The following is a 12,881-nucleotide window of genomic DNA, read 5'->3' as shown; positions in this document are numbered from 1 at the left end:
TTAGATATTTTGAATTATTATATCTTTAATTTTAAGTAAATCGGTTCCGGTCACCTTTTTGCCTTTAAACGTTCATGAAAGGATCAACTCTTTTTAACATCTTGGTGAATACTCCTGAAACTACTCTTTCGGGCTATTGTTTGATAGGAAGTTACATGCTATGGACTGTTTCATATTCCGCCTTTGTCCATTTCATGTATAATGGGCAATACCATGTTGATGATTGAGGGAGATTGTAATGCCAAACCGGAGATGGACCATCGCTTTGGTCCTGATTGTATCCATGTTCGTGGGACTGCTGCTGCAATTCAGCAGTTCGTTCATTCAGATTCACACTCTCGTAAAGCCTTTGCAGACGCAGCCCGCTTCAGGTAGTGACCCGGTCCACATCGTATTGATTGCACAGGAGCTGGACAATTATTCCTGGCGGGCGATTGAGCAAGGGGCCAGGAAGGCGGCCTTGGCCTACGGCATGGAGCTGGAATATATCGGGCCGGACCGGATTAATCCTGAAGAGCAAATCCGTTTGCTGGATAAGGCTATCTCCGCCAAGGCCGATGCTATCCTGTTTCAAGGAATCGATAACGACGAATACCGCCGGTTAATCCGCAAAGCAGCCGGTCTAGGTATCCCGATGATTGCTGTGGACACGGACGAGCCCGGTTCTGAGCGGCTGGCCTATGTGGGCACCGACAACCTCGGCGCCGGCCGGCAAATGGGTGAATTGGTGGCCGAGGCTTCCGGGCAGCAGGGCAGCATCGGCGTCCTGATCAGCAACGAGCAAGCGGAGAATCAGCACTTGCGGCTGAAGGGCTTCCGTTCGGTCATTGAGCAACACCCTGGACTTCACATCACTGAAATCGCAACTTCCGACATCTCGATGCTCCAGGCCGCTCAGGAAACCCAGACCATGCTTGTCCGGTATCCGCATATGAACTATATGGTCGGGTTCAGCTCATCCGACGGATTGGGCATCCTGGATGCTGCACGGCGCGTAAGGCCGGGTGGGGTGCAGATCTTCGCTTTTGACGATAAGATCGAGACAGTTGAGGCCGTCCATGCAGGGAACATCAAGCTAACGATTGTTCAGCAGCCGGTAGAAATGGGTATTCAGGCGGTTCAGTTGCTGCACGGCTATTGGCAGGGGAGCAGCCCCCCATCTGTAACCTATACCGGTACCTATGTGTTGAAGGCCGACAGATCAGAGTCTGCACCTAGGGGGACAACACCATGACCATTCGCATGAAGCTGCTGATTTTCATTCCGCTACTCGTCGTACTCGCCAATTCCGTGGCTTACTTCGTGTTCCAGAGCGGGAAAATCGTACAGACCAGCTATGACGAAATGATGGAGCGGATTCTGCTGATTGAGAAAACGACAGAGTCGGCGGAAAGCAATCTCCACTTACTCTATGCTTACCTGGCCAACCCCGCGGAGACCTCAGAAGTCCAGTCTGCCGGGAAGGAGCTGCTGGCGCTGCAGCATGAGATCAAGGCGTTGCCCAAGCTTAATTCTCCCACCCACACCTTCGATCCGGAAAGCTACCTCAACCTGGTGTCCACGTTGCTGGAACAGCAGCGCCTCTCCATGGCATCGGCCCAGCGCGGAGATCTGCAGTCTGCTGTCCAGTCTTATATGGAGACGGAGAAAATCGCCGGATTCATCCGCGAAGACGGCCAGCAGCTGGTTCATTCCGAGCTGGCCTTCTACCGCCCCATTATCGAAAGCATTCGTACAGAGAACGAACGGATGAATCAGCGCGGGACTGCTCTGTTCGTGATGAATACACTCATGAGCGTTCTATTGGCCGTCTGGGCTTCCCGCAGTATCACCGTTCCTGTCCGCAAGCTGGTGGAGATGGCGAAGCATATCGCCAAAGGGGACTTAGGGATCAAGCCGGAGCTGCAATGGCACAAGGAGGATGAGCTGGGCTTGCTGTCAAAGGCTATTCAGCAAATGTCTGCCGATCTTGGCGTGCTGATTGAGAAGGACAAAAAAAGCCTGGAAATGCAGCGGATCGTAAAGGAGCTGGAGCTTCAAGCCTTACAGAGCCAGATCAACCCTCATTTTCTGTTCAATACGCTAAATGTCCTCTCCAAGCTGGCCTTCCTGGAGGGCGCGGAGCAAACCAGCGATTTGACTATCTCTTTGTCCAATCTGCTGCGCTACAGCCTGCAGAAGCTGGACCAGCCCGTCACCCTCCAGGAGGAGTTGACGCATATCCGGGAATATGCCGCGATCCAGCAGACCCGGTTCCGGGACCGGATCGGGTTCGAGCTGGAGGCGGACCCCTCTGCTTTGCCGGTGAGGATTCCGGCATTAAGCCTCCAGCCTTTGCTCGAAAATGCTTTTCAGCACGGGGTGGCCAAGCTGGAGGACGGAGGACGGATCTCTCTCATCGTCCAGCGGAGGACGGAGGGCATCTGCATTATAGTAACGGATAACGGAGCCGGGATGACAGAGGAAACCCGGCTCTCGCTGCTGCGCCTCGAAGAAGACCGGGAAGATCAGGAAGTCAAAGCATCCACCGGCATCGGGACCCGCAATGTGTTCAGACGGCTCCAGCTTTTCTATAACCGGGATGATCTGATTGAAATATTCAGCAGTCCGGGACAAGGTACGACCATTCAAATTAAGATTCCTAATGTAGGGGAAGAAGGAGGGACTCCAAATGTACCGGTTATTGATCGTGGATGATGAACCGATTGAACGCGAAGGTCTTGAATGTATGGTGAAGCGCTACCTGCCGGACACCTTTGAGTTCATCCATGCCGCAAACGGCCGGATGGCTATTGAATATGCAGAGAAATACCGGCCGCATATTGCCATAATGGACATTAACATGCCCGGCATCGGCGGACTGGAGGCGTTACGCGAGATGAAAGAGCGGCTGCCCGGCACCCGCTTTATTGTTGTGACTGCTTATGATTATTTTGCGTATGCCCAGGAAGCGCTGTCGCTCGGGGCGAAGGAGTACATCTTAAAGCCGGCCAAACGGGAGCAGCTTATTGCTGTATTCCAACGGCTGGTCCGGGAGATTGAACAAGAGAGCGAGTCCAGAGTAAGGGAGCTGGATCTGCGTGACAAGGTCTCTCAGCTTCTGCCGGTTGCCGAGAATGAGCTGGCGCTGATGCTTATGCTGGACCACAGCGCCGATGCCAGCACCGGACAACTCGCTGATTGGCTGGGGATGTCTCTTAAGCAGGGGAGTGCGATCGTTATTGCCTATAGCGGTGAGGCTTACGCCCGGATGAAAAACAAAATTTACGACCATCTCCGCAGCTTCATCAAATCGCATGGACCCGGCTCAGTGGTCAGCCCCCTGATCGACCGGCACATGGCCATTTTTCTGCATCAGCCTGCAATCAGCGAACACGACTGGCGCCGGCAGACGAAACAGCTCTCGGAGCAGCTTACTCAGGTCAGCGAACAGACTCTTGGCCTGAAGGCTTCCATCGGAATCGGATCGCTGCACAGCGGAGCGGACGGATTCCGCACCTCCTATTACGAAGCCGTATTTGCCTCTACGCTGCCGGAGCGGACGGAGACGGTCTGCCATTTCGATGAGCTGAAGCAGCAGAATGTCCTGCTCCCCTCACCGGGCGCCGCAGATGGAAATGGTGCAGACGTTCAGCAATCCTACGTAGCCTCCGCCCTGCGCCAGATGCGTGAACAGCGCGAGGAACAGACGTTAAGCGTGCTGGACCGGGCCAAGCAATACATCATAGAGAACTTTACGGAGGACTTGTCACTGGAGGATGTCTCGGAAGTTGTCCATCTGAACCCTCATTATTTCAGTAAAATCTTCAAGCAGCAGTGTGGCGAGACGTTCATTGATTATGTCACCCGGCTGCGGATTGAGAAGGCCATTGCCTTAATACGCTCCACCCCGCTCTCCTTGAAGGAGGTCTGCTTCGAGGTCGGCTACAAGGATCCGAACTATTTCAGCCGTGTGTTCAAAAAAATCACGGGTGTCTCTCCCACCTCATACAAGGATCAGTCTTAGCTGTTATGGATTATATTGAGATTACCAATCAAGATAATGCTAGACATTACCCTTCTTCTCTTCCCTGCTTCTGACAGCTTAAAATAGTGCGGGAACGTCCCGAATTAGTGAAGACGATTCCAGACCCCGCGCCGGAAGACGCGTGCTATACTTCTTTCTGAAGATCAAGAATCCTTTAAAGGATACGGTCTGCATAAAGAAGGGAATGGTACATGATGAACAAAGTATCGAGCAAATTTATATTTTTCTTCGGCTCGTTTGCAGGTATTCTATTTGGCTATGATATCGGCATTATTGCCGGTGCGGAAGGACATATTAAAAGCGATTTCAGCCTAAGCTCCCTCTGGATCGGTATCGTAGTCTCTTCGCTGATGGGGGGAGCGATTATCGGGTCGATTCTAAGCGGGTTGCTGGGGGATAAATTCGGCCGCCGGAAGCTGATTCTGATCTCTTCCCTGATCTTCTTCATTGGTGCCATCGGCTCCGCCGTTGCGCCGGACGAAACGACTCTGACTGTGGCCCGGATCTTCCTGGGGATTGCGGTCGGTACAGCTTCTTCCCTGGTTCCCGCCTATATGTCTGAGATTGCTCCAGCTCACATGCGCGGCAAGCTCTCCGGTTTAAACCAGTTGATGATTGTCATTGGTATGCTGCTTAGCTATATTGTGGCCTTCCTCTTTGAACCGGTTCCGGGTAGCTGGCGCTTAATGCTGGGCAGCGCCGCCTTGTTCGCCATTATTCTATTCCTGGGTATGCTAAAGCTGCCGGAATCACCAAGATACTTGATTAAGAACGGCATGAGCGGCAAAGCCCGTGAAGTTCTAAGTGCGCTGCGCACTTCCAAGGATGAGATCAATGCCGAAATTGCCGAGATCGAGGGTGTTGCCGATCATGAACAATCCGGAATCTCTCAGCTCTTCCACTCCAAGTTCCGCATGGCTTTAGTCATCGGGGTCGGCATGGCCACCTTCCAGCAGATCCAAGGCGCCAACTCGATTGTGTACTATGCCACAAGTATTGCCCGCAACGTCGGCTTATCTCCGCGGCTGGCTGCCGGATTCACCGTCATCGTGGGAGTAATTTTCGTGTTAACGACGATCCTCTTCCTGCAGTTTGTGGATAGATTCAACCGCCGGACCATCCTCACTGTGGGCAGTGCGGGGATGGCGCTGTCCTTCTTCACGCCGGCTCTGCTCGGCGGATTCGGAGTCGAAGCAAGCGTACTCAATTGGGTGACCTTAATCGCGCTTTGCAGCTTCATCCTGTGTTATGCCTTTTCTTGGGCGCCGCTTACCTGGATTATCGTCGGGGAGATCTTCCCGCTCTCTGTACGCGGCATTGGCGGCGGCATCTCCTCCGCCTTCAACTGGACGGGTTCGCTGGCTGTGGGTCTGATCTTCCCTATTCTTGCTGACCAGTTCAGCTTCGGAGTCATCTTCTCGGCCTTTGGCTTCATCTGTGTCCTGGGTCTCCTCTTCGTCCGCTTCGTGGTCATTGAGACCAAAGGCCGCACCCTGGAGCAGATCGAGACTGAGATGGCCCTTCATTCGGAACAAAAACAGCTGAAGCATCGGCTGCAAACAGAAGTTTAAAGAGTTTAGCAATACAGGCTGACCAAATCGACGGGTGTTACTCCGGCACTTGGTCAGCCTTTTTTTGCTGAGCTTATTATTGGATGCCCGCCACTCCAAAGGTGCTATTAATGGCTTTTTCATAACTACCCCAATCAAAATGAAATGGACCGATATTTACTTTTGTGATTTCCCATCTATTAATAGATCGGCATACTTGATATTTTTTTGATGCTCCTCCAGAGCATGATAATCCGAGCGGCTTGCTGGCTTTGCCTCTATGGTATCGAGAGATTGATAGTGAGTAAGAGCCCAAACCGTTACAAGGTATGGGCTCTATAATTTTTGCTAAACATACCACTGCTCTTGGGTTGTATATAACCTTGTATACTCGCCATCTCTCTGGATCAGCTCGCTGTGGCTGCCGACTTCGACGATCTCACCGGCCTTCATCACTACAATTCTGTCCACATGCCGGCACAGGCCTGTGCGATGTGAGACGATAATTGCAGTCTTGCCCTGAGCTACCGTAAGGAAATTCATCAGGATTTGATGCTCAATCAGCGGATCCAAAGCGCTAGTCGGTTCATCCATCACGATAAGCTCACTATTCTTGAATAATCCTCTGGCGATAGAGAGCTTCTGCCATTGTCCGCCTGAAAGCTCTACCCCATCGAATTCTCTCCCCAGTGTACGATCGAGCCCTGCGGGGTCAATATCCAGTTCAACCATTTCCAGCACATCCAAGATATCACGGTCAGCATCAGACCTGCCCAGATCCGAAATACAAATATTCTCTCTTAGCGTAAGGGAATATCTCATGAAATCCTGAGGAATGATAGAGATCATTTGGAAGAGAGCCTCCTGATTAAGCTCCGCTAGCGCTTCTCCATCATAAGTAACGGTTCCGCGCTGAACGGGGTATAACCCCAAAATTAACTTGGAGAGTGTCGTTTTCCCGCTTCCATTTTCTCCTATAATCACTATCTTCTCACCTTTATGAATTTCCAGATCGACTCCTTTAATCGTTTTGTCACCTGCATTGGGATAAGTAAATTCAAGCTGCTCCAGTCTTATGCTTTCGGTAAGACTATCTTTTTGCACTGATCCGTTACGCTCTTCAGGTAAGTCCAAAAAAGCATAATAATCCTTGGCGAAGGCTATTTTCTCAGGAAGGCTGCCCAAATCCATTAAGAATTTCTTCGTTTCATTCTGCACAGATAAGAAAGCCCCAACGCTTGCTCCGAACAAGCCTATGTTAATCTTGCCGGATATGGTTAGGACCAGTGCGAGAACGACACTCGCCGTATAACCAATGACACGAATCGTATCGCAGAAGAGTAAGGATAATGCATCCTTTTTACTGAATTCCCATAACTCCTTATTGATCTCAACTCTTGTTTCTTTGAATTGCTCTCTTAAGTACTGGTCGAACCCCATGGTTCGCATTTCTTTCACTGCTGTCTTATCATTGAACATTTCCCAAAGATAATCCCTATAGCGGACTCGTTTGGTTTGTCTCTTCTTGAGCGCATAGAAGTCCTTACCACGCAGCCTTCTGGCAATAAAGTAGGGCATGACTGTCAACAAAGACAACAGAATAAACAGCAGATTGTAGCTGGCCAGCACAGACACCAATGAGATAATGCTAATAGCGCTGGTAACAAATACGGCGGAGGACATATAGATTTGACTAAGAACCTCACGGTTCACACAATCCATTGCCCGGGTCTTAATGTTCATGGTCTCAGAGTCCTCATATTGAATCAGCGGTAACCGGGAGCTCTTGTGGGCTATAGCCTGTTTGTGATAGTCTGTGCATCGTTCATAGACTCCGGCATTGATCGTGATATTAGAGATGAACTGAAGAATCTGCTTCAATACATAGCCTGCCAGCAGAACTCCCCCGTAGACAAAAAGAGACTCCGCCTCCGTCCTGCCCTGTGTGTAAGCGAAAATTTCATTAAAAAGTCTGGCTGATACAATCGTTATAAATACCGGGAAAATGCCCTCAAGCAAATAATACAGCGGGGACAAAATCCCTGACCAGGGAGCCGCTTTCAATGTTTGCTTGTATACTCTGAGCACAATCACCAGCGGTGTGTATTTATCCTTCATGATCATCACTGTCCCTATACCAAGAGCTTTGCTTGCTCCATAGATTTGCATACATACCCTTCTGACTAATTAAGTGTTCGTGAGTTCCGTCTTCTGTAATAGCACCGTCTTGGAGCACTAAGATACGGTCAGAGAATCTGGCGCTCGCCAAACGGTGAGAGATAAATAAGCAACCCTTCTCACCCATCATATCTCTAAAAGTTGCGTACAATTCACTTTCAGCCACCGGATCTAATGCCGCTGTCGGTTCATCCATAATCATGAAAGGGCAATCTGTTAAATAGGCACGGGCCATGGCAATCTTCTGCCATTGTCCTCCGGACAGATCTATACCGTTCTCCGCAATCTTCCCTAAATTTGTATCCAAATCAGACAAAAACCCATCCGGTGCTGCCTTAGTCAGAGCGCCTCTGAGGTCATTGTCATGTCCTATTTTGGCTATGTTACCAAAAGCAATATTCTCACGAAGAGTCAATGAATACTTGCCGTAATCCTGAAAGATAATCCCGATGCTGTTTCTCAGGTTTTCTTGACTAATCTGGTTCAAAGGTACACCATATATCAATATTTCTCCGCGATCTGGAACATATAGCTTTACTAGCAGCTTCACAATTGTCGATTTACCGGCCCCATTCCCGCCAACCAAAGCAATATGCTCATGCTGATTAATGGTGAAGGAGACCTTCTTCAGCACCTGCTCTGTTGTCCTTGGATAGGTAAAACAGACATCTCTAAATTCTATGAATGGATACGGTTCAGAGTTTACAGATGCCGGTTGCTCGGATTCAGTTGTAATTTGCCGCTCTGGAAGCTGCATGAACCTTTCATAATGCATAATCTCCATACAACGATGAGACAACCGGGAGAACAGCAATGACAGATCATCTGCAATTCCCAGAATACTGCCGGATGCTCCAATCAAAGAAACGAACAGCCCGACTGAAATCCGCCGCTCCATGACTCCATGAATCAGCTCAAAGATCACCAGTCCTATCCACATCAGAAGTAAGAAGCTGCTGGCAGCAAAATAGCGATGAGACTTTATCGTAGTCATCAACCGCTCTTTCAGCACCTTTTCCGATTTTTGTTTCCATTTACTCTGTATGTATCCAACCGCACCAAATACCTTGAGTTCAAAGAGGGGCCTTTTGTCACTTAGCAGTCCCCCCAAGTAGGATAGTTCACGCTCATCCCGGGATTGGCTGGTGAACAGTCCGTTCATCATTTCCATGGCTTTGAAGTTCAGTACCACCATTAGTGTGAAAATAACCAGGAAGGCCACAGTGAACCAGCCCGATACCTGTAAAAAAATAGCCATCAAGCTCACTAAGCTGACCAGCTGCGAAATCATCGTTAAGGTCTGGATCAGCACCTCCAGAATCTTCTCATCCGGGTGATTCCCCATTTTGTTCAAATGATCCTGTACCTTCGAATCCTCGTAACAGGAGTACTCCATCCGGTTAAATTTCCCCACAATCTCTTCCATAAAATTCTGGTTCAGCTTACTCCTTAAGCGTAGGGTAATCATGCTGTCCATGAAGGTACTATTCGCTGTGAAGAGCAAGGTGCCCACCAAGGCTGCTCCCCATTGGACAAGCTGATTCAGCGGAACACCATTATTGATATAACCTTGTAAAGAATCAATCAGATGCTGTGTTATGTATAGCGTCAGCGGAGTGGTCAGAGCAAGCAGCAGGATCTGTAAGAACTTCAAGATGATCAGATAGGGAGCATATTTGTATAAAATAGCAATCGATTTTATGGCTTGCTTGAGCATAATTTCATCCATTCTCTCCTTCATTTCCCGCAAACGGTGATCTGTCCTTGATTCAGGTAGATGACCTTATCTGCGTGTTCACACGCATACTTGCGGTGCGTAATCAATATGACAATCTGCTGCCGGTCATGGGCGCGTTGCTGTAAGGCTTGTACAATGTTCTCCTCAGATTGTGCGTCAAGTGCGGATGAGACCTCGTCTAATAAAAGAATGGGGGCATGACTAAGCAAGGCTCTCGCCAATGCAATTCTTTGCTTTTGTCCTCCCGACAGGTTCTGGCCCCTCTCCAGTACTGGACTCTGAAGCTTCCCGGGCAAGGACATCATATATTCAATGATATCGGCCTCCCTGGCCGCTTGGAATATCTCCTCATCACTGGCTCCCGGGCGGCCCAGACGGATATTGTCTTCAATCGTTCCTGCAAAAAGAAACGGCTCCTGCGGAACATAAGCCATCCTGCTGCGAATCCGCTCCACATTCCATTCGCCTGCGCAAGCATCAGGCAAACAGATTTCCCCGGTCGGACTTTGCTGAAACTGGAGGAGCAACTCCATTATCGTGCTTTTCCCGCTCCCGCTGCTTCCAACCAGACACACAAAACTACCCGGATCGATTCTGAAAGATATATTGTGCAAGAGCTGCTGCGGTTCCAGTTCAGAATCTATCATCACCGGCCCCCTTCGCCCATAGCCGAAGCTGACATTCTCAAATGCTAGATAAGCTTCGGAACGGACAAGCTCTATTCTGCCTTTCATCTCCTCCGGTTCATAGTCGAACAGCTCGAAGAAACGTCTGGTTCCTGACAGAGATGTCTTCAGTTGATGCAGCGTTCCTCCCATACTGGCAAAGCTTGAGGTTACCCCATGCTGAAGCTGGGTCACTGCAATCAATGTAGCCAGGGGGAGCATACCCCTATACACAAGAACTGCTCCAACCATATATATGCCAATATTACTCAGGGATGCAATTGCATAATTCATACCATCGAAGGCAGAGAGTTTTTTGCCCAATTGATAGGAGTGGTGAATATAGGTTTCATTCTGTGCATTCAGCTTCTGCTGGAAGATTCCCTTAAGCCGGAAGAGTGCAATTACTTCTCTGCCGCCTATCCCTTGAACAATGATATCCAATAGTCTAGCCTGGCTCTCCTGCACATGATTGCTTCCCTGAGAGAGTCGTTTGCTCAAGTGACTATTGATGTAAGTTGAGAGCATTCCCCAGCCAATGATTCCAATTGCCAGCTTCCAATTCAGAACCCACAGGGCAATAATCGAACCCATGCCATAAAAAATCGTAGATAACAACGCACTAAGATGATCTGTGTACATCCGCTCTACTTGGTCTAAATCATGGGTTAGCCGTGAAATGAATTCACCTTGCCGGTGGTCATTATAGGAATTAACGGGCAAGGAAAGCAAATGCTCGTACGCTTGATTGCGGTAGATTTCCATCACTCTCTTCACTGACCTCATGCCAAGAAAGCGAAACAGAGGGTGAAGAACGCACGTCACGCTAAGGCTAAGGATAAAAAGCACAAACGAACCCCACAGCTCGCCCGGTTCATTTTTAGTTACCGCAGCAAATAAATCCATGTAGACAAAGGCCAGAACCAGATTCAGCCCTACTCCGATAGCGTTCTCAACAATGAGGCAGAGCAGATAGGGTATGGAATAGGCCTTCATTCTACATAACAAGCTGGCTAATGCACGGATGGAAGAATCTGCTCTCAACGGACCGCCACCTCACCTTCCGCATGCAAAAGCTGTCCCCGATCCAGAATAACCAGCTGATCCGCAGCCTTGATCGTTGCCAGCCGGTGGGAGACGATGATAATCATATGCTCCCGCTTATATGTATTTAGGAAATCTATCAATTCCTGCTCAGCCACAGCATCCAAAGCAGAGGTTGGCTCATCCATAATCAGCACTGGAGCGTTCTTCAACAATGCGCGGGCGATGGATATCCGCTGCCGTTGCCCTCCAGATAACGCCTCGCCAGAGACTACAGTGTCATAGCCCTCCGGCCATTCATGGACAAATCGATGCACACCTGCTGCCGTAGCTGCTTCCATGACTTCCTCGCGCGTGGCATCCAGCCGCCCGTAGCCAATATTGTCCAGAATCGAGACCGGAAAGATATAAGGCTCTTGCGGAACGAATGCAATTAACGGGGCTACCGAATGGAAGCCTACCTGACGAAGATCATGCCCGAATAGTGTAATGGTGCCTTCTAAGGGTCTATCATAACCACAGATCAGCTTGACTAATGTACTCTTCCCGCTGCCGCTTCTCCCCGCAATGACAGTGATTCCAGGGGAGTCCGCCTTGAAGCTAATATTAGATAACACTACCTTGTCTTTATAGACGTAGGATACCTTGTCACAGGATAGTGTACCTTCGCGGCCCTGAAGCTCCACATATTCTCCTTCCACTTCATTCTCTTCATACAGCTCTGCGATCCGGGACAGCACTCCTCCCAGACGTCTGGCACTCGACACCATCCCCGGCAACAGGGATAGCGGACGGACCAGATAATTCAGGAGCTGAAGGAAGCTAACTAATTCACCCACATTCATCTGCTGCTTCTGCGTAAAGTACCCGCCAATAAGTACACATAGGGCATAGGGGAACGCACTGATTACAATTTGCACAGGAATTAGAGCAGATAGTTTCCGTTCCAGAGTGAGCTCCTTTAACCGGACACTCCGGGTTTGCCCCTGAAATTTGTCAATAAACCAACGGTTCTGCTGATACGCCTTGATCGTCTTCATCCCTCGCCGGGTTTCGTTCAGTATGGAGGTGAGTCCAGCCGTCTGATCAGATAACTGTCTAGACACCGAAGAAATGGAGGTGACCGTTCTATGAGACAGCCATAACGAGACAGGCACAATCAGCAGAGATACCACCAGGAGCTTCCAGCTTATACATAGCATAAAAATGATGGCCCCTAGTAGACGGACAGGCTGGTAGATGAACTGGTGAAGCTCCTGTCTGATGAACTGTTCCACCACCATAATATTACTGGATAATGTCGTAATCAGATCCCCCGCTGCTTTATCTTTCGACGAGTTATAGGGATGGCTGATCAACCGGCCGAATCCATCCACACGCAGATCACGGGCAATCAGCAGACTCGACTGGTTCGCGGCATTTTGATTCCAATATTTGAACAGAATACCCGCGCCGAGAAGAAGAACATATCCCCAGAGACTCGCGTATACCCACGCTCCGCCATCCGCATGCACCGCACTTGCACCATTAATGATCTGCATCAGCAAATACGGCAACGCTAGCTCCGTACAGCCAATAAGCACATTAAGCCCAAAGACCCACACAAATGATCTTAGATATGGCTTACAAAAGCGAATAAGAACCTTCATTCCCTATCTCCTTCATGCATTTCCCAAAAT

General features: G+C 49.5%; 8 protein-coding genes. 4 read left to right on the top strand and 4 right to left on the bottom strand.

The genetic code is table 11. From position 1 onward, the window contains the following. Positions 1 to 238 precede the first annotated feature (238 nt). From NYE24_RS32725 to NYE24_RS32710, 4 genes are all read left to right on the top strand, one after another. Positions 239 to 1,234: a substrate-binding domain-containing protein gene (locus tag NYE24_RS32725; RefSeq protein ID WP_342477639.1), complete on the top strand. Its 996-nt coding sequence runs from the start codon at positions 239 to 241 to the stop codon at positions 1,232 to 1,234. Beyond that, positions 1,231 to 2,697, top strand: coding sequence for a histidine kinase (locus NYE24_RS32720; protein ID WP_342477637.1), 1,467 nt, complete (start codon positions 1,231 to 1,233; stop codon positions 2,695 to 2,697). The genes NYE24_RS32725 and NYE24_RS32720 overlap by 4 nt, the downstream gene beginning before the upstream one ends. After that, positions 2,672 to 4,006: an AraC family transcriptional regulator gene (locus NYE24_RS32715; protein ID WP_342477636.1), complete on the top strand. Its 1,335-nt coding sequence runs from the start codon at positions 2,672 to 2,674 to the stop codon at positions 4,004 to 4,006. Before NYE24_RS32720 ends, NYE24_RS32715 begins: the two co-directional genes overlap by 26 nt. Before the next feature lie 212 nt (positions 4,007 to 4,218). Beyond that, positions 4,219 to 5,598, top strand: a complete 1,380-nt coding sequence (locus tag NYE24_RS32710; protein ID WP_036693509.1) for a sugar porter family MFS transporter — start codon at positions 4,219 to 4,221, stop codon at positions 5,596 to 5,598. 327 nt (positions 5,599 to 5,925) lie between these two features. Here the strand turns inward: NYE24_RS32710 and NYE24_RS32705 are convergent, their stop codons facing one another. From NYE24_RS32705 to NYE24_RS32690, 4 genes are read right to left on the bottom strand one after another with little or no spacing between them, the layout of a single operon-like run. Next, complete coding sequence (locus NYE24_RS32705) at positions 5,926 to 7,746, bottom strand: ABC transporter ATP-binding protein (RefSeq protein ID WP_342477635.1); 1,821 nt, start codon at positions 7,744 to 7,746, stop codon at positions 5,926 to 5,928. Beyond that, positions 7,685 to 9,484, bottom strand: coding sequence for an ABC transporter ATP-binding protein (locus tag NYE24_RS32700; protein WP_342477634.1), 1,800 nt, complete (start codon positions 9,482 to 9,484; stop codon positions 7,685 to 7,687). Before NYE24_RS32700 ends, NYE24_RS32705 begins: the two co-directional genes overlap by 62 nt. An 8-nt stretch (positions 9,485 to 9,492) precedes the next feature. After that, entirely contained in the window at positions 9,493 to 11,202 is a 1,710-nt protein-coding gene (locus NYE24_RS32695; protein WP_342477633.1) for an ABC transporter ATP-binding protein, read from the bottom strand. Then, the gene (locus NYE24_RS32690) at positions 11,199 to 12,851 is read right to left on the bottom strand and encodes an ABC transporter ATP-binding protein (protein ID WP_342477632.1); all 1,653 of its coding nucleotides are present in this window, start codon (positions 12,849 to 12,851) and stop codon (positions 11,199 to 11,201) included. The genes NYE24_RS32695 and NYE24_RS32690 overlap by 4 nt, the downstream gene beginning before the upstream one ends. Positions 12,852 to 12,881: the final 30 nt, after the last annotated feature.

Source organism: Paenibacillus sp. FSL H7-0350 (assembly GCF_038593195.1).
Lineage (GTDB): Bacteria > Bacillota > Bacilli > Paenibacillales > Paenibacillaceae > Paenibacillus_AQ.
Note: the sequence above shows the minus strand (reverse complement) of the source record. Positions and strands in the feature narration are given on the sequence as shown.

What these genes read in the sequence shown, in the direction of transcription:
- NYE24_RS32690 (WP_342477632.1), bottom strand. Translation starts at nt 12,851, where the DNA reads ATGAAGGTTCTTATTCGCTTTTGTAAGCCATATCTAAGATCATTTGTG.
- NYE24_RS32705 (WP_342477635.1), bottom strand. Translation starts at nt 7,746, where the DNA reads ATGCAAATCTATGGAGCAAGCAAAGCTCTTGGTATAGGGACAGTGATG.
- NYE24_RS32720 (WP_342477637.1), top strand. Translation starts at nt 1,231, where the DNA reads ATGACCATTCGCATGAAGCTGCTGATTTTCATTCCGCTACTCGTCGTA.
- NYE24_RS32700 (WP_342477634.1), bottom strand. Translation starts at nt 9,484, where the DNA reads ATGGATGAAATTATGCTCAAGCAAGCCATAAAATCGATTGCTATTTTA.
- NYE24_RS32725 (WP_342477639.1), top strand. Translation starts at nt 239, where the DNA reads ATGCCAAACCGGAGATGGACCATCGCTTTGGTCCTGATTGTATCCATG.
- NYE24_RS32710 (WP_036693509.1), top strand. Translation starts at nt 4,219, where the DNA reads ATGATGAACAAAGTATCGAGCAAATTTATATTTTTCTTCGGCTCGTTT.
- NYE24_RS32715 (WP_342477636.1), top strand. Translation starts at nt 2,672, where the DNA reads ATGTACCGGTTATTGATCGTGGATGATGAACCGATTGAACGCGAAGGT.